Raw genomic sequence first — 15,353 nt, forward strand, 5'->3', positions numbered from 1 at the left:
CAGGTTTGTATGACAAAAAAAGAGCCTGCATTTGCAGGCTCTTTATCGATTCAGTAGCGAGAGGGGACGCCTTCCGGGCGCGTTTTGAAGCGGCGATGCAGCCACATATATTGCTCAGGTGCCATCATAATGCAGCGCTCAACCACTTTGTTCATCCATGCGGCGGTGGTTTCTGCGTTATCGAGCGGAGGGGAACATTCTGGCTCAAGAATAATCAGTTCATACCCTTTGCCGCCCGGTTTGCGGCGTGGAACAAAAGGTACGATACAGGCCTGGGACATGCGGGCTAACATCCAGGTTCCTGACGTGGAAGCCGCATCTTTAACGGCAAAGAAAGGGGCGAAAACGCTGGCGCGCGGGCCGTAGTCATGATCGGGTGCGTACCAAACGACATCGCCCGCTTTCAGGGCGCGGATCATGCCTTTGAGATCTTTACGGTCGATCATGCTTTTATTGGAACGCATGCGACCCCAGGTTTGCAGCAGGTCAATAACCGGGTTGTCATTCGGGCGATAGACACCGATTCCTGGCTCGTTCAGACCAAACATGCGGGCACCGATTTCCAGCGTCAAAAAATGTACGCCGATCAGCAAGATTCCTCGCCCTTGCGCCTGCACGCTTCTGACATGTTCAAAATCGATAACGTCCATCCAGCGTGACATCCGGCGATCGGACCAGAACCAGGCCATGCCGGTTTCCATCAAACCCATGCCAACCGATTCAAAATTTTTTGCGACCATTTTCTGGCGCTCTGTTTCGCTCATGTGCGGAAAGCAGAGTTCGAGGTTGCGCTGCGCAATACGCGCACGGCGTCTCATCAGGCGCTGTGCCAGATGGCCAATGCCGCAGCCGAGGCGGTAAATCACGGGATAGGGGAGTTGAACAACTAACCACAGCATGCCGACCCCGAACCAGAGAGCCCAGTAGCGCGGGTGTAGCAACGATGCCGTAAACTTGGGTAAATGCGTCATGACTGTCCTGTTTGAAGCAACAATTCCCTGTATTCTCGCATTTTTTCGGAATTAACCAAAACCAGGGCGCACAGAATGCCTGCTTTGTCAGGAATTGTCGCGTCTTAATCATTAGAATGAGAGAAAATGTAGCGCAAAATGTGTGGATGTAAATTATCAGTATTTGCTTTATGATGCCGCCGTTTTTTCACCCCTAACTTTGCAGGACACGTACACCATGCCAGTGTTACACAACCGCATCTCCAATGATGAACTGAAGGCGCGGATGCTCGCGGAAACAGAACCGCGTGTTACCGTCTCGTTCTATAAATATTTCTCGATTATCAACCCGCAAGTCACGCGCGACGCGCTCTATCAGGCGCTTAGCCAGTTGAATGTGTTTGGCCGTATTTACCTTGCCCATGAAGGGATCAATGCGCAAATCAGCGTGCCACAAAGTAAATTCGACGCCTTTCGCCAGGCGCTTTATGCGTTCGATCCGGCGCTCGACGGCCTGCGTTTAAATATCGCGATTGATGATGACGGTAAATCCTTCTGGGTGCTGCGCATGAAAGTCCGCGACAGGATTGTTGCCGACGGTATCGACGATGAGAGTTTTGACGCCAGCGATGTGGGGGATTATCTGAAAGCGGCGGAAGTGAATGCCATGCTCGACGATCCTGATGCGGTGTTCATTGATATGCGCAATCACTACGAATATGAAGTCGGGCATTTCGCCGGTGCGCTGGAGATCCCGGCGGATACGTTTCGCGAGCAGTTACCGAAAGCGGTAGAAATGATGCAGGAACATAAAGATAAAAAAATCGTTATGTACTGCACTGGCGGTATTCGCTGCGAGAAAGCGAGCGCCTGGATGAAGCATAACGGTTTCAATAAAGTGTGGCATATCGAAGGCGGCATTATCGAATATGCGCGGCGCGCGCGCGAACAGGGTTTACCGGTGCGTTTTATCGGTAAAAACTTTGTGTTTGACGAGCGTATGGGCGAGCGCATTTCCGACGACGTTATTGCCCATTGCCATCAGTGCGGCACATCCTGCGATTCCCATACCAATTGTCGTAATGACGGCTGCCATTTGCTGTTTATTCAGTGCCCGACTTGTGCTGAAAAATTTAACGGTTGCTGCAGTGAACTGTGTAAAGAAGAGAGCGAACTGCCGGAAGAAGAGCAGCGTAAACGTCGCGCCGGTCGGGAGAATGGCAACAAAATCTTTAACAAATCCCGTGGTCGTCTGAATACCAAACTGGGTATTCCGGATCCGGAATAAAATTTGAGGAGAGGGTTGCCCCTCTCCCGTAATCTTATTTCTGACGCACGCCTTCCACGGAAATAATTAGCTCAACATCCTGAGACGCCGGACCAAGATCGGTGGTGATATTAAAATCTTTCAGCTTAATTTTGCCGGAAGCCTCAAAGCCTGCGCGCACGCCGCCCCACGGATCATCGCCCTGGCCTATAAGTTTCGCCGCCAGCACTACCGGTTTGGTGACGCCGTTCAGCGTCAGGTTGCCGGTGATATCCAGCCCGTCACTCGCTTTTTTCACCTCGGTTGAGGTAAAGGTTGCCTGCGGGAATTTGGCGACATTCAGGAACTCAGCGCTGCGCAGGTGTTTATCACGCTCTGCGTGGTTGGTATCGACACTGTTCGTGTTAATGGTGACGTTCACTTTATCCGAGGCCGGGTTGGTTTCGTCAAAGCTAAAAGTCCCGTCGAAATCTTTAAACGTGCCATAAAGCCAGCTATAGCCGAGGTGCTGGATACGAAAATTAACGAAGGCGTGCTGACCCTCTTTATCAATTTTGTAGTCCGCAGCGATAGCAGAACCCGTAGTGAACAGTAGCGAAGCGAGAGCGAGTCCCGGCAGGATTTTCTTCATATTATGCTCCAGAGTCAGGCGACGATTTTCCCAGCATGCGCTTGAGAGTGACGTCTTTATCGATGAAATGGTGTTTAACCGCGGCAAGGCCATGCAAAACGGACAGCACGACGACTGTCCATGCCAGCCAGAGGTGAATATTTCCTGCAAGGTCGGCTTGCGATCCGGCATCGGCAAGCGTTGCGGGGATCTCGAAAAGCCCGAAAACGCTGATGGGTTTACCGTCGGCCGTGGAGATCAAATAGCCGCTGAAAAGAATGCCGAACAACAACAGATAGAGCGCGATATGGACAAACACAGCGCTGATATGCGTCAGACGTGAATAGCTGGCGAGCGGCTTTGGCGGCGGGGAAAGAAAACGCCACACGACCCGGAACACGAGGCCCAGCATGAGCAAAATGCCGATGCTCTTATGCAGCTCAGGCGCTTTATGATACCAGCCGTCGTAATAGCTCAGCGTCACCATCCACAGACCCAACGCGAACATACCATAAACCGCAATGGCCACCAGCCAGTGCAGCACAATGGAAACGGCGCCGTAGCGCTCAGATGAATTGCGTAATGGCATAATTGTTAATCGTGGTTAATAACTGGTTAAATTAAAATGGCGGGAGAGAAACAATATTGCAACTCAAAATTACGATATTGAATCGTTATTTTTTCTATATCATCATTTTTGAATAACTTTGCGGCATAATGTTCAGCGCATTAGGTTGATTGGAGCGTAAGTTCTGAATTTATTAAGGTTTTGTTGCGCTGGTAATATTTAAAAATCCTGCCCTTGAAATATATTTTTATAAATCTATGTCAATTTTTGTCAGTGTTTATCAGGGTAACCATACGATATAAATAATATCGATCAGCGCGATAAGTAACCACAGCGCAATATAAATCATCAAATGCTCACGCACGTTATTTATTAAGAAATGAAACAAACGGTGCATATTCTCTCCGCAAAATGCAATAAGCGACCCCGAATGAGGCCGCTGACGGTTTACCCGGCAAAGCGGGACAGTGAGAAAGGTTGTAAATCAAAATGCGAGCTTTTGCCGTGGGCAAATTCACAGACAATTTCACCCAACACGGGCGCAAATTTGAAACCGTGTCCGCTAAGACCAGTGACAATCAGCGTGTCGGGGAAGCCCGGCAGCGTATCAATAATAAAGTCTTCATCCGGAGAGTTATCGTAAGTGCAGGATGCACCGTATAAACACCCACCGATGCCGGGTAGAAACTGGCGCAGAAAAGTGAAACATTCGGAACCATCTCCCGGTTCTTCGCCAAACGGCGTACGCTGCTGCGCTTCGCTGATAAGCTGCCCGCCGTTGTGGCGGCCGATTTTTAATTCATTATCTTCTGCCGGGAAACCGTAATACTGGTCGCCATTGGGCATTTCGCCAGTAAACGCCGGGAATGTGTTCTTGGTGCTGTAGCGGCCGTCGGCCTGGAACCATGCAAAAACTTTGCGGACCGGTTGTATTGGCAGTTCAGGCAGCAGTTTTTGCACCCATGTACCCGCGCTGACAAGAACTTTTTTGCCGTGGAATGTGCCTTCCAGGGTATCGATGCTGATGCCGTCATCATGATGATGCAGCGCGGTCACCGGGCAATTAAACAGCTGAGCGCAGCCTGCCTCTTTGGCAAGACGGATCCAGGTTTTTACCGCCAGCTCGCTACGCAGTACACCGGAGTCGGCTTCAAACAGGCCAATGTAATCGTCGGGTACGCGGATTTCCGGCCAGCGTGCCATCAGTGATGGGGCATCGAATTTTTCGACGGCCAGCTGCCACTGCGCTGCGCTTTGCGCGACGTTAGCCAAAAAAGTGGAATCAGCCGGACCAATGTTGATAACGCCTGTACGGTCAAACACCGCTTCGCCGCTTTCCGCCGCCAGTTGTTCCCACAACTGCTGGGCGCGCAACACCAGCGGAACATATTTCTCGCCTTCGCCGTAAGCGTGGCGAATTAAACGCGTATCACCATGGTGGCTGCCTTCCTGATGGGGCGGCAGGTGAGCGTCGGTCATCAGCACGTTCAGCCCGCTTAATGTGGCGTAATAGCCTGCCGCAGCGCCGACAGAGCCGCTGCCAATAATAATGAGATCGTATTTCATGGTGGTATTCTCCAGGCAAATGCGTGTTCAGGAGGGTAATTAACCTGGGAACGTTATACAAGGGCAGAAATAAGAAAGGCACCACGAGGGTGCCTGTTGAGACTATATAGCGCATTGTTACTAATGCCTGCGATACTCATCTTCCTGGTAATCGCCCGATTCAATCTTGGCAATGCCCGCTTCGAGTATCGATATAAACTGGCGGGCAACATCGGTCGTTAACCACAACGTCTGGCCGACTTCGGTCTCTTCCTGAGCGGCTCTGTTTGGGGTCTGGTAATGCAACCGGAGCATCAGTGCGTCGTAGCTATCCACGGTGCTGATGTCCCATCCGACCAGTGGATGGGTCTGGATGACTTCATTATTCTTTACCATCATAACCCCCTTTATTGGCGTGTTTAATTCGACAACGACTCTTGAGGTTCAATGCGTGTTTTATTTGAAGCTTTTTCAGTATACCAACAAGTGGGGGAGTAGATCGAATAATTAAACACTCTGCAACATGTTTTTTCGACCGTTAGATTTTTTTGAATAAGAAAACGGACTCTTAACCATATATTTTTATTAAAAAAGATCTGCACCAGGATTGTGCTTAAAAAAACAACAAAAAAAGCCGGGGCGACCCGGCAATAAGCACAAACTTAAAGAGAAATTAGTCGGTGATAAACCAGTCGTCGGCGCTTTCCCAGGTTTCCTGCAAAATTTCAGTTATGCGATCTTTATCTTCTTTTGCACCGCCTAAAACCGAAAGATTATTTGCTGCGGCATAGCGAACCGTAATTTTATTTTCGCGATCGGGGTAACAATTGTTCAGACGACGAGATAACTCGCCCGCCAGCGCATCAACAGCGCCAGGCGGTAAGGGTGTGGTTTTGGCGATAGTCACTTCAATGCGCATAATAGCCCCCTGTGTAATTTACTGTATGTTTATACAGTTAAGCGGAAAATATTACAACAGGGAGCGATAATTTTTTTATTTAACGCGCCAGCGCACGGTTTCACCCGCGAGGAAAGGCACCAGCGAATCTTCCGGCAGCGCAATTGTCTCTGGTACCAGGCACTCTTCACGCACCAGTTCAACAAACGTTTCGTTCACCGGTAAGCCATAGAATCGCGGTCCGTTGACTGAACAGAACGCTTCAAAATGCTGGAGGGCGTTCATCTCTTCAAACACGGTTGCATAACTGCCAAGCGCGGTGGGGGCGTTGAAACAACCGGCGCAGCCGCAGCTGGTCTCTTTACGATGACGTGCATGTGGCGCGGAGTCCGTCCCGAGAAACGCGCGCGTAAAACCGCTGGCAATCAGTTCGCGCAGCGCCTGCTGGTGAATATTACGCTTCAGGATCGGCAGGCAATAAAGATGCGGGCGTACGCCACCGACCAGCATATGGTTTCGGTTAAACATCAAGTGCTGAGGGGTGATGGTCGCGGCCAGCAGCTCATTGCCTTCACGTACATAGTCTGCGGCATCTTTGGTCGTAATATGCTCAAACACCACTTTCAGCCCCGGCAGGCGCTGGCGCAGAGGTTCCATGACCGTTTCGATAAACCGCGCTTCGCGATCGAAAATATCAATATCTGCGTGTGTCACTTCGCCATGCACCAGCAGCGGCATCCCCAGTTTTTCCATCCGTTCCAGTACCGGCATGATCGCATCAATGCTGGTAACACCATGGCTGGAGTTGGTCGTGGCATTCGCCGGATAGAGTTTCGCTGCCGTAAACACCTGCTCGTTAAAGCCGCGTTCAACTTCATCGGCGTTCAGGCTGTCGGTCAGGTAGCAGGTCATTAATGGCGTAAAATCATGCCCGGCGGGCACAGCATCAAGAATACGCTGACGGTAGGCGATAGCCGCATCCACGGTGGTAACAGGGGGAGCAAGGTTCGGCATGACAATGGCGCGGGCGTAAGTTTCGCTGGTCCACGGCACCACGGTTTTTAGCATTTCGCCATCACGTAAATGGACATGCCAGTCGTCAGGACGGCGGATTTTCAAAACCTGGGGTTGAGTCATTGGAGTGCTCCGGCTGGTGAGAAACAGGTGTTTTTTGCCGGGCACTAAGAATAAGCGGAAACGTTTTCGTTTGCATCCTTTTCCTGAAAAAAAGGGCGCTCGCGGCGCCCTGTTATTTAGTCGGTGAGGGGGATAATAATTTCGCCCGGTTTCACCTCAATCCCTTTGGCATATTTTTTCGCCAGCGCCTCGCCTTTGCTGCTGTCTTCTTTCAGCACATAAGCAGGACGTTGGTTAAAGTAATTGCGTAGCGACTGATTAAGATAGGGCATCAGCGTTTGTAACACGGTCTGCATTTTTTCCGGTGTCACGGTGGCATTCACCACTTCCATCTCCTGCAGGTAAATCGCGCCTTTTTCCTTATCAAATACCGGCAACGCTTTGAGCTTCAATTTGATGATGGCTTTCTGGTTGCCAAAAAGTGAGGTCATATCCAGATTCGCATCGCCGGTCAGCGTGATTTTATTGGGTTCTTCGCGACCGATTTCACTGGCCAGGTTATTCAGCACAATATGGGCATCCGCAACGCCGGGCACACCAATGTCTTTGGCGAAGTCGTTACGTTTTTGGAGCGCCTGGTTAATCTCCTGTTCGCTGATAGAATATTGGGTCAGTTGATTGCACCCCACCAGCACGCCGCTCAACAGTAATGCTGCGGCAAAAATGATTCTCTTCATGAATTCCTCAACGTGATCGCCATGCTACGACGCAGGGGCGTAGCATGCGACACACGCTAAATAAAGGCCAGCGGAAAAAGCTGAAAGGCATGACGGAAGCGGGTGCGCTTCCGTCATGGGCGGTTAAATAGCCATTGATGACAGCAAGTTAATTTGTGTCTGTTTCGCCATATTGTCACGGTACGCAGCAACCCGGCTGGGCCAGTTGATACCGCTTACCAGCGTCAGGTTACGCAGCAGCGGGAAGAGATGAATATCATCATCAGAGAGTTCACCGTTCACCGCGTTGGGCTGAACAATCAGTTTATCCAGCGCACGTAAATCGTCGCTGATATTTTTCGCGAGCCCTGTGGAATGGCTGAGATGCTCGGCAAAATCGCCAATGACGGCCTCTTTTTTGGCTACAAACCCGGCGCGCGCCTGTGGCGTGGAAAATTCGTCAAACGCCGATTTGGCGAAGCGGGGAATCAACAGCTTATTAACGTAACCATTGACCTTGCGCAGCCACTCTTCAATTTTCGGGTTTTGTTTGCCGGTGAGCAGCGGTTTGCCATCAAGCTTATCGACATAGTGAACAATATCCATGCTTTCTGGCAGATAGCGGCTGTCATCCTTTTGCAGGATCGGCACCATTTTCTGGCCAATCATTTTCGTGGGAGTGGCTTCGTCATCATTGAGCAGGATCTTGAGTTCGACGGGGATGTTCTTGAGGCCGAAAATCATGCGGGCTTTAATGCAGAACGGGCAGTGATCGTAAATGTAGAGTTTCACGTTTCTCCTCCATACTGGCTTATCCATCAACTACCAGTATGGAAGAGGGAAAACCTGCGCGCAAATCAGGCGCCGGGCTCGAGCATGGGCGGGCGAATGCGTTTGTGACTGAATTGCCACAGCAGCGCCATGGAGGTGATCATCCCGATAACGCCAAGCATCATCCACGGCAGCTCCGGCTGATTAAATGCTTTCCCGGCGTCAAACAGCCAGCCGCCACCCGCGTAACCAAGCGCGCCACCGAAGGCCAGCCCAAGACGGCTGAAACCCATATAACTGCCGCGCGCACGGGCATCGGCCAGTTGTGCGCTTAACGTTTCGCGCGCGGGCTCGGCAATAATGGAGCCAATATAGAAGGTGCAAATCAGCGTAAAGAGCTGCTGCAGCGTACCGACCATCCCCACCGGTAGCAGGCTGAAGGACATCACCAGCAGACCCGCCATCAGGCGATGCTCAAGGCGAAAGCGTTTTTCACTCCAGCGCGCAATGGGGTAAAGCAGCGTCAGCGACAGACAGGCTTCAATGGCGTACATCCACTTCACTGCCGCCGGGGAACCGGCAATGTCATTCACCATAATCGGCAGCATCAACATGACCTGCACCGCCAGCATGTAATAACCGGTAAGGGTCAGTACGTAAGTGACAAAGCGCTTGTCACGCAGTACGCGCGTCAGACCTTCGCGCACCGGCGCTTTCACCGTCGAGAGTTTCCAGGCAGGCAGCAGCCAGGCGTTAAACGCAGCACACAAGATAAACATCAACGCACCGGCTGCACACACCAGACGAAAGTCATATTGCAGCAGCCAACTGCCGAGCAGCGCGCCAATAACGGCTCCCGCGCTGTCCTGCATCATTAACAGCGAGAAAAAACGGCTGCGCTGATTGGGGCGCACCAGTTTCACAACCAGCGCAGAGCGCGGCGGATCAAACAGCGTGCCGCCCAGCCCGGAAAGAATACAGGAGAGCCACAGCAGCCAGGGTTCATGCGCCACCGCCATCGCGGCAAAACCGCCTGCGCGCATCAGCATGCCGGTAACAATCAGTGGCTTGGCACCGAAACGGTCGGCAATCGCCCCGCCGAAAATCCCCAAACCTTGTTGAATAAACTGACGCAAACCGAGCGCAATGCCGACCATTAGTGCCGCCCAGCCAAGCTGGTCAACAAAGCGGATAGAAATCAGTGGGAAGACAACGAAAAAGCCGAGAACAACCAGCATATTATCGACAAGCAGGAAATATTTACCCAGGCTCCTTGCCTGCGATATGCGCGCCATTTCCCCTCCGGGAAATAAGAAAGATAAGACCTTCTTATTCTGCGGTTTCGCCGGGCCTTTTCCCATCTTCGTGGTGACAATATTTTTTTATCAATATCTGCCTTTGATTGAGACTTTTCATCGAAAATGGTGTTTGACGCAGAAAATGCCATGTTGCTGTTTTCCCACAGCGCCAGAGCAACTGTATAGTAAAGGGAAGGGGTTAAAAGTGTCGTAAAACGGAAGGAGTGGTAATGCATGTTTGGCTATCGCAGTAACGTGCCGAAAGTACGCTTAGTAACAGACCGCCTGGTGGTTCGCCTGGTGCATGAGCGCGACGCCTGGCGGCTGGCGGATTATTACGCCGAAAACCGCCAGTTTTTAAAACCCTGGGAACCCGTGCGCGATGAAAGCCATTGTTATCCTTCCGGTTGGCAGGCGCGTCTTAGCATGATCAATGAATTCCATAAACAGGGTTCCGCGTTCTATTTTGTGTTGCTCGATCCGGAAGAGAAAGAGATAGTCGGCGTGGCAAATTTCTCAAACGTGGTGCGCGGCTCTTTTCATGCCTGTTATCTGGGGTATTCCGTCGGTCAGAAATGGCAGGGGCAGGGGCTGATGTTCGAAGCGCTCACCACGGCAATTCGCTATATGCAACGCACGCAACATATGCATCGCATTATGGCGAACTACATGCCGCACAATAAACGCAGCGGTGATTTGCTGGCGAGGCTTGGCTTTGAAAAAGAGGGCTATGCCAAATCGTATCTGTTAATTGATGGGCAATGGCGCGATCACGTGCTTACCGCATTAACCACGCAGGAATGGACCCCCGGTCGCTAAGGAGTTTTGATGAAGTATCAATTAACCGCCGTAGAGGCGAGGGTGATTGGCTGTTTACTGGAAAAACAGGTGACGACGCCGGAGCAATATCCGCTCTCCATTAATGGTGTTGTCACGGCCTGTAATCAAAAAACCAACCGTGAACCGGTGATGAACCTTGCTGAACACGAAGTGCAGACGGTGCTGGATGAACTGGTCAAGCGCCATTATCTGCGCACGGTAAGCGGTTTTGGTAACCGGGTGACAAAATATGAGCAGCGTTTTTGTAATTCTGAATTTGGCGATCTCAAACTGAGTTCTGCCGAGGTGGCGCTCATCACCACGTTATTACTGCGCGGGCCGCAAACGCCGGGCGAGTTGCGCACCCGCGGCGAACGCATGCATCAGTTCAGCGATATGGCTGAAGTGGAAAATGCGTTAGAACACCTGGCGACGCGCGAAGACGGGCCCTATGTGGTGCGTCTGCCGAGAGAGCCAGGCAAACGCGAAAGCCGCTTTATGCATCTTTTCAGCGGCGATGTGCAGACGCTGGTGAATGTTGTGGAAGCCGTCAGCCCGCCTGACGCGTCTCTGGCGGCGCGCGTCGACGCGCTGGAAGAAGAAGTAGCTGAACTGAAGCAGCGTCTGGATTCACTGCTCGCACATCTGGGGGATTAACTGTGACAACGTTACGTATCGGTGTGGTAGGGCTTGGCGGGATTGCGCAAAAAGCCTGGTTACCGGTGTTAGGCGCGGCAACTGACTGGACGCTGGCGGCAGCCTGGTCGCCAACGCGGGAAAAGGCGCTGCGCGTGTGCGAAACCTGGCGCATTCCGTATGCCGACTCGCTGACTTCCCTGGCGGCACAATGCGACGCGGTTTTTGTCCACACTTCAACGGCTTCCCACTATGCGGTTGTCAGTGAGTTGCTCAATCTCGGTGTACACGTCTGCGTGGATAAACCGCTGGCGGAAAACTTACAGGACGCGGAGCGGCTTATCGAGCTGGCCGCACGTAAAAAACTGACGCTGATGGTCGGGTTTAACCGCCGTTACTCCCCGCTTTACCGCGAGTTAAAACAGCAGATACCGCAGGCCGCTTCGCTGCGAATGGATAAACACCGTACCGACAGCGTCGGGCCGCATGATTTACGCTTTACCCTGCTGGATGACTACCTGCACGTTGTGGATACCGCGCTGTGGCTGGCAGGCGGCGCCGCGCAATTAAAAAGCGGCACGCTGCTAACCAATGACGACGGCGCCATGATTTATGCCGAGCATCATTTCAGTGTTGAACACCTGCAAATTACTACCAGCATGCATCGCCGGGCGGGCAGCCAGCGTGAATGGGTTCAGGCGGTGACAGACGGTGGGTTGTTCGACATTACCGATATGCGCGAGTGGCGCGAAGAGCGCGGGCAGGGCGTGGTCGCGCGTCCGGTGGCGGGCTGGCAGAGCGTGCTGGAGCAACGCGGTTTCGCCGGATGCGCTCGCCATTTTATTGAATGCGTGCAAAACCAGACAGTTCCGGAAACCGCCGGTGAGCAAGCGATCCTTGCCCAGCGCGTTGTAGACAAGCTCTGGCGCGAGGCGATGAGTGAATAATGCCCGGTAACATCTGGCGATAGTAATTCGCCTTTTTCCCTGTAGACTAAGCGCTTCGCTGTACATCAACGCCTGCATTGCAGGCGTTGTGTCTTATGGAAACCAGAATGAACCTATTAAAATCGCTGGCGGCTGTCAGCTCCATGACGATGTTTTCCCGCGTGCTGGGTTTTGCGCGCGACGCCATTGTGGCAAGGGTATTTGGCGCGGGAATGGCGACCGATGCCTTTTTCGTGGCGTTCAAACTACCGAATTTATTGCGCCGCATTTTTGCTGAAGGGGCGTTTTCTCAGGCCTTTGTGCCGATCCTCGCCGAGTACAAAAGTAAACAGGGTGAAGATGCGACGCGGGTTTTTGTCTCCTATGTCTGCGGGTTGCTGACGCTGGCGCTGGCGATTGTCACCGTGGCCGGGATGCTGGCGGCACCGTGGGTGATCCTCGTCACCGCGCCGGGTTTTGCCGATACGGCGGATAAATTCAACTTAACCTCGCAATTGCTGCGCATTACCTTCCCTTATATTCTGCTGATCTCGCTGGCGTCGCTGGCCGGGGCGATCCTCAATACCTGGAATCGTTTTTCGGTGCCGGCGTTTGCGCCGACGTTCTTAAACATCAGCATGATTGGCTTTGCGCTATTTGCAGCTCCCTATTTTCATCCGCCGGTACTGGCGCTCGCCTGGGCCGTTACGGTCGGCGGTGTGCTGCAACTGGTGTATCAACTGCCGCACCTGAAGAAAATCGGCATGCTGGTGCTGCCGCGCATCAGCTTCCGCGATGCCGGGGCGATGCGGGTGATCAAACAGATGGGACCGGCAATTCTTGGGGTTTCGGTCAGCCAGATCTCGCTTATCATCAACACCATTTTCGCGTCGTTTCTGGTTTCAGGTTCCGTATCGTGGATGTATTACGCTGACCGCCTGATGGAATTTCCTTCCGGCGTGCTCGGCGTGGCGCTGGGGACAATCCTGCTGCCATCGTTGTCGAAAAGTTTCGCCAGCGGTAACCACGACGAATATTGCCGCCTGATGGATTGGGGCCTGCGGCTCTGTTTTCTGCTGGCGTTGCCCAGCGCCGTAGCGCTCGGCATTCTGGCGAAGCCGTTGACCGTTTCGCTGTTCCAGTACGGTAAATTCACCGCATTTGATGCGTTAATGACGCAACGCGCGCTGATCGCCTACTCGGTGGGTCTGATGGGGCTTATCGTGGTGAAAGTGCTGGCACCAGGCTTCTACTCGCGACAGAACATCAAAACGCCGGTGAAGATTGCCATTGTCACGCTGGTGATGACGCAAATGATGAACCTTGCGTTTATCGGGCCGCTGAAACACGCCGGGTTGTCGCTGTCGATTGGTCTGGCGGCCTGTCTGAACGCCGGGTTGCTTTACTGGCAGTTGCGTAAGCAGCAGATCTTTACGCCGCAGCCGGGCTGGGCAAGTTTCCTGCTGCGTCTGGTTATCGCGGTGCTGGTGATGGCTGCGGCGTTAGTGGGCATGCTGTATGTCATGCCGGAGTGGTCAACAGGCACTATGCCTTATCGCCTGCTGCGGTTGATGGCCGTTGTGCTGGTCGGCGTGATGGCGTATTTTGCCACGCTTGCGCTGCTGGGCTTTAAAGTAAAAGAGTTCGCGCGTCGGACCACGGCGTAAACCTGGTCAGCGAAGTAGAAGCGAGAAAAAATAAAAGCAAATTGCCAGGGAATTATCCCTGGCAAAGAAGAAGGGTCTTATTAAATCGAGATTTTCTTTCCGCCACGGCTGGCGGAAGCGGTATAACCATTCGCGCCGTACAGGCTCGGTTCCTGATGCGGCTTTAGCAGTTCCAGCGCTTGCTGGTTACGCGCAATTTGTCCTTCCAGCAGCCATCCGTTGTGCTGGTTAAGGTCGCGCAAATGCTGCGTTTTCTGCGTAATAGTTTGCCAGCGATCGGCGATGTCGTCGTTCGCGCTATGCTGCGCTTTTTGTGTCGAACGACGCTGTTGCTCCAGGTAATCCAGTGTCGCGAGCAATGAGCTTTTTTCTTCCGTGATACGCTGCAGTGCGCTGCTTTGAATGTTACCTACGGAAAGCTGTTTTTGCTCAGCATCCATCACGTCTTTAAGAGCGCTCAGGATAACTGTCATTTGATCAAGAATGTCTGACAGTCGATTCATACTGTTATTTACTCTGCAAGTAACTCTTCGCTTCATCAATCAGGGCATCGGCGATTTTGCCGGTGTCCATCTTCAGTTCACCATTACGGATCGCGGTTTTCAGCTGTTCAACGCGTTCCATATTGATGTCATTCGCGCCCGCCTGCATCAGCTTGGTCTGCGCGCCGCTGAGGGTCACGCTGGTGCTGTTTGCCGTAGCCGCTTTTTCCAGACGCGTTTTCTGCGTTTGGGTCTCGTTAGTTTCGCGCTGTTGAACGGAACTAACCGGTTTTAAAGACGATGTGCGATCAATGCTCATAGTGTTGTCCTCATCGAGGTATCCCGGCGTTTCGGGCCTGATATCTTTAGTCGTTGCTTAATTATCGGCAGGCGACATGAATTCTTTAAAAAGATTATAGGTTAATCAGAATATTCCCATCAGCGTTCACTGTACCGCTGACAATCTGCCCTGAAGCCATGCGCACACGGGCGTTTTGCGCCACTGCCGCATTGTTCAGTGCCTGACCTTCGCCGTTCACACTAAAGCCATCGCCCGACGCCACGACCTGTACACGCTGACCCGCTTTAACCCGCCACGCCTGGCGCAACATTGACAGTTGAATCGCCTGGCCTGGGGTAAGATCGCGCAAACTGACCGCATCCTGCGCCTGGGTAATATCCAGCATCGTTCTCGGCGGCAACTGATCGAGGCGGCCGCGTTTTAGCGTCACGCTGCCGGGCTGCAACAGGCTGCCTCGGGCAACGGACTGCGCTGCCACCACATAGTTACCGGTCGCCTGAACTTCCACCTGCAAATAGCGCTTAACACCTGCGCAATTCGCCAGCACGTTCAGGTTCCCCCACAGTTTAGCGTTACCAAGCACGCTCAGCGCTGGCTGCTCGCAACTGGGCAACAGATTTTGCGGGGTGCGTATATTTACCACTACCTCGTCACTAAAGCCAGCAAGACGTTGAGCAAAAAATGACGTCAGCTGTGATTGCAAGTCAGCAGCCTGAGCAAAGGCGCTTAATAACAGTAAGGTCGCGGCTAAACCGCCTTTCAACGTGTTCATCGCAGACTCCTGCCTGTTGAGTGGTTGAGGGGATTTTAACCGCATGGTCA

Annotated in this window: 19 protein-coding genes; 5 read left to right on the top strand and 14 right to left on the bottom strand. The window is 52.6% G+C overall.

The window, feature by feature from the left end; all coding sequences use genetic code 11:
• Positions 1 to 50: 50 nt before the first annotated feature.
• On the bottom strand, positions 51 to 971 hold the full coding sequence (locus JKP81_RS18270) for a Kdo(2)-lipid IV(A) acyltransferase (protein ID WP_200552833.1): 921 nt from the start codon (positions 969 to 971) through the stop codon (positions 51 to 53).
• A gap of 217 nt (positions 972 to 1,188) precedes the next feature.
• Here JKP81_RS18270 and JKP81_RS18275 point away from each other — a divergent pair, with 217 nt between their 5' ends.
• Positions 1,189 to 2,238, top strand: coding sequence for a rhodanese-related sulfurtransferase (locus JKP81_RS18275; protein WP_200552834.1), 1,050 nt, complete (start codon positions 1,189 to 1,191; stop codon positions 2,236 to 2,238).
• A 34-nt stretch (positions 2,239 to 2,272) separates the two neighbouring features.
• On the opposite strand, the gene JKP81_RS18280 is transcribed toward JKP81_RS18275, so the two are convergent.
• From JKP81_RS18280 to mdtH, 10 genes are all read right to left on the bottom strand, one after another.
• Positions 2,273 to 2,848, bottom strand: coding sequence for a YceI family protein (locus tag JKP81_RS18280; RefSeq protein WP_200552835.1), 576 nt, complete (start codon positions 2,846 to 2,848; stop codon positions 2,273 to 2,275).
• Position 2,849: 1 nt separating this feature from the next.
• Positions 2,850 to 3,416, bottom strand: a complete 567-nt coding sequence (locus JKP81_RS18285) for a cytochrome b (RefSeq protein ID WP_200552836.1) — start codon at positions 3,414 to 3,416, stop codon at positions 2,850 to 2,852.
• Between the two features lie 259 nt (positions 3,417 to 3,675).
• Complete coding sequence (locus tag JKP81_RS18290; RefSeq protein ID WP_017456387.1) at positions 3,676 to 3,792, bottom strand: DUF2770 family protein; 117 nt, start codon at positions 3,790 to 3,792, stop codon at positions 3,676 to 3,678.
• A gap of 50 nt (positions 3,793 to 3,842) precedes the next feature.
• Positions 3,843 to 4,961 (bottom strand): N-methyl-L-tryptophan oxidase, encoded by a 1,119-nt coding sequence (solA, locus tag JKP81_RS18295; protein WP_200552837.1) that lies wholly within the window; start codon positions 4,959 to 4,961, stop codon positions 3,843 to 3,845.
• A 120-nt stretch (positions 4,962 to 5,081) separates the two neighbouring features.
• Positions 5,082 to 5,336: a biofilm formation regulator BssS gene (gene bssS / locus JKP81_RS18300; protein ID WP_017456389.1), complete on the bottom strand. Its 255-nt coding sequence runs from the start codon at positions 5,334 to 5,336 to the stop codon at positions 5,082 to 5,084.
• A 277-nt stretch (positions 5,337 to 5,613) separates the two neighbouring features.
• Complete coding sequence (gene dinI, locus JKP81_RS18305; protein WP_017456390.1) at positions 5,614 to 5,859, bottom strand: DNA damage-inducible protein I; 246 nt, start codon at positions 5,857 to 5,859, stop codon at positions 5,614 to 5,616.
• 75 nt (positions 5,860 to 5,934) lie between these two features.
• A complete protein-coding gene (gene pyrC / locus JKP81_RS18310; RefSeq protein ID WP_200552838.1) occupies positions 5,935 to 6,975 on the bottom strand; it encodes a dihydroorotase in 1,041 nt (346 codons plus the stop codon).
• Between the two features lie 116 nt (positions 6,976 to 7,091).
• Positions 7,092 to 7,652: a lipoprotein gene (locus JKP81_RS18315; protein WP_086869764.1), complete on the bottom strand. Its 561-nt coding sequence runs from the start codon at positions 7,650 to 7,652 to the stop codon at positions 7,092 to 7,094.
• A 123-nt stretch (positions 7,653 to 7,775) separates the two neighbouring features.
• The gene (grxB, locus tag JKP81_RS18320) at positions 7,776 to 8,423 is read right to left on the bottom strand and encodes a glutaredoxin 2 (RefSeq protein WP_200552839.1); all 648 of its coding nucleotides are present in this window, start codon (positions 8,421 to 8,423) and stop codon (positions 7,776 to 7,778) included.
• A 65-nt stretch (positions 8,424 to 8,488) separates the two neighbouring features.
• Positions 8,489 to 9,697 (bottom strand): multidrug efflux MFS transporter MdtH, encoded by a 1,209-nt coding sequence (gene mdtH, locus JKP81_RS18325; RefSeq protein ID WP_200552840.1) that lies wholly within the window; start codon positions 9,695 to 9,697, stop codon positions 8,489 to 8,491.
• Positions 9,698 to 9,934: 237 nt separating this feature from the next.
• On the opposite strand from mdtH, the gene rimJ reads away from it, so the two are divergent.
• The 4 genes from rimJ to murJ all read left to right on the top strand — a co-directional run bounded on the left by rimJ (position 9,935) and on the right by murJ (position 13,748).
• On the top strand, positions 9,935 to 10,519 hold the full coding sequence (gene rimJ, locus JKP81_RS18330; RefSeq protein ID WP_200552841.1) for a ribosomal protein S5-alanine N-acetyltransferase: 585 nt from the start codon (positions 9,935 to 9,937) through the stop codon (positions 10,517 to 10,519).
• A 9-nt stretch (positions 10,520 to 10,528) separates the two neighbouring features.
• A complete protein-coding gene (locus JKP81_RS18335; RefSeq protein WP_200552842.1) occupies positions 10,529 to 11,176 on the top strand; it encodes a YceH family protein in 648 nt (215 codons plus the stop codon).
• Between the two features lie 2 nt (positions 11,177 to 11,178).
• Positions 11,179 to 12,102 (top strand): Gfo/Idh/MocA family protein, encoded by a 924-nt coding sequence (locus tag JKP81_RS18340; protein WP_200552843.1) that lies wholly within the window; start codon positions 11,179 to 11,181, stop codon positions 12,100 to 12,102.
• A gap of 107 nt (positions 12,103 to 12,209) precedes the next feature.
• Entirely contained in the window at positions 12,210 to 13,748 is a 1,539-nt protein-coding gene (murJ, locus tag JKP81_RS18345) for a murein biosynthesis integral membrane protein MurJ (RefSeq protein WP_200552844.1), read from the top strand.
• An 80-nt stretch (positions 13,749 to 13,828) separates the two neighbouring features.
• Here the strand turns inward: murJ and flgN are convergent, their stop codons facing one another.
• The 3 genes from flgN to flgA all read right to left on the bottom strand — a co-directional run bounded on the left by flgN (position 13,829) and on the right by flgA (position 15,303).
• The gene (gene flgN, locus JKP81_RS18350; protein WP_017456399.1) at positions 13,829 to 14,251 is read right to left on the bottom strand and encodes a flagella biosynthesis chaperone FlgN; all 423 of its coding nucleotides are present in this window, start codon (positions 14,249 to 14,251) and stop codon (positions 13,829 to 13,831) included.
• A 4-nt stretch (positions 14,252 to 14,255) separates the two neighbouring features.
• Positions 14,256 to 14,549, bottom strand: coding sequence for a flagellar biosynthesis anti-sigma factor FlgM (flgM, locus tag JKP81_RS18355; protein WP_017456400.1), 294 nt, complete (start codon positions 14,547 to 14,549; stop codon positions 14,256 to 14,258).
• A gap of 94 nt (positions 14,550 to 14,643) precedes the next feature.
• A complete protein-coding gene (flgA, locus tag JKP81_RS18360; protein WP_200552845.1) occupies positions 14,644 to 15,303 on the bottom strand; it encodes a flagellar basal body P-ring formation chaperone FlgA in 660 nt (219 codons plus the stop codon).
• Between the last annotated feature and the right edge of the window lie 50 nt (positions 15,304 to 15,353).

The organism is Kosakonia sp. LAM2021, assembly GCF_016620385.1.
Classification (GTDB): Bacteria; Pseudomonadota; Gammaproteobacteria; order Enterobacterales; family Enterobacteriaceae; genus Kosakonia; species Kosakonia sacchari.

Excerpts from the sequence above, each read along its gene's own strand:
- JKP81_RS18270 (WP_200552833.1), bottom strand. The coding sequence starts at position 971 with ATGACGCATTTACCCAAGTTTACGGCATCGTTGCTACACCCGCGCTAC.
- JKP81_RS18275 (WP_200552834.1), top strand. The coding sequence starts at position 1,189 with ATGCCAGTGTTACACAACCGCATCTCCAATGATGAACTGAAGGCGCGG.
- JKP81_RS18280 (WP_200552835.1), bottom strand. The coding sequence starts at position 2,848 with ATGAAGAAAATCCTGCCGGGACTCGCTCTCGCTTCGCTACTGTTCACT.
- JKP81_RS18285 (WP_200552836.1), bottom strand. The coding sequence starts at position 3,416 with ATGCCATTACGCAATTCATCTGAGCGCTACGGCGCCGTTTCCATTGTG.
- JKP81_RS18290 (WP_017456387.1), bottom strand. The coding sequence starts at position 3,792 with ATGCACCGTTTGTTTCATTTCTTAATAAATAACGTGCGTGAGCATTTG.
- solA (WP_200552837.1), bottom strand. The coding sequence starts at position 4,961 with ATGAAATACGATCTCATTATTATTGGCAGCGGCTCTGTCGGCGCTGCG.
- bssS (WP_017456389.1), bottom strand. The coding sequence starts at position 5,336 with ATGGTAAAGAATAATGAAGTCATCCAGACCCATCCACTGGTCGGATGG.
- dinI (WP_017456390.1), bottom strand. The coding sequence starts at position 5,859 with ATGCGCATTGAAGTGACTATCGCCAAAACCACACCCTTACCGCCTGGC.
- pyrC (WP_200552838.1), bottom strand. The coding sequence starts at position 6,975 with ATGACTCAACCCCAGGTTTTGAAAATCCGCCGTCCTGACGACTGGCAT.
- JKP81_RS18315 (WP_086869764.1), bottom strand. The coding sequence starts at position 7,652 with ATGAAGAGAATCATTTTTGCCGCAGCATTACTGTTGAGCGGCGTGCTG.
- mdtH (WP_200552840.1), bottom strand. The coding sequence starts at position 9,697 with ATGGCGCGCATATCGCAGGCAAGGAGCCTGGGTAAATATTTCCTGCTT.
- rimJ (WP_200552841.1), top strand. The coding sequence starts at position 9,935 with ATGTTTGGCTATCGCAGTAACGTGCCGAAAGTACGCTTAGTAACAGAC.
- JKP81_RS18335 (WP_200552842.1), top strand. The coding sequence starts at position 10,529 with ATGAAGTATCAATTAACCGCCGTAGAGGCGAGGGTGATTGGCTGTTTA.
- murJ (WP_200552844.1), top strand. The coding sequence starts at position 12,210 with ATGAACCTATTAAAATCGCTGGCGGCTGTCAGCTCCATGACGATGTTT.
- flgN (WP_017456399.1), bottom strand. The coding sequence starts at position 14,251 with ATGAATCGACTGTCAGACATTCTTGATCAAATGACAGTTATCCTGAGC.
- flgM (WP_017456400.1), bottom strand. The coding sequence starts at position 14,549 with ATGAGCATTGATCGCACATCGTCTTTAAAACCGGTTAGTTCCGTTCAA.
- flgA (WP_200552845.1), bottom strand. The coding sequence starts at position 15,303 with ATGAACACGTTGAAAGGCGGTTTAGCCGCGACCTTACTGTTATTAAGC.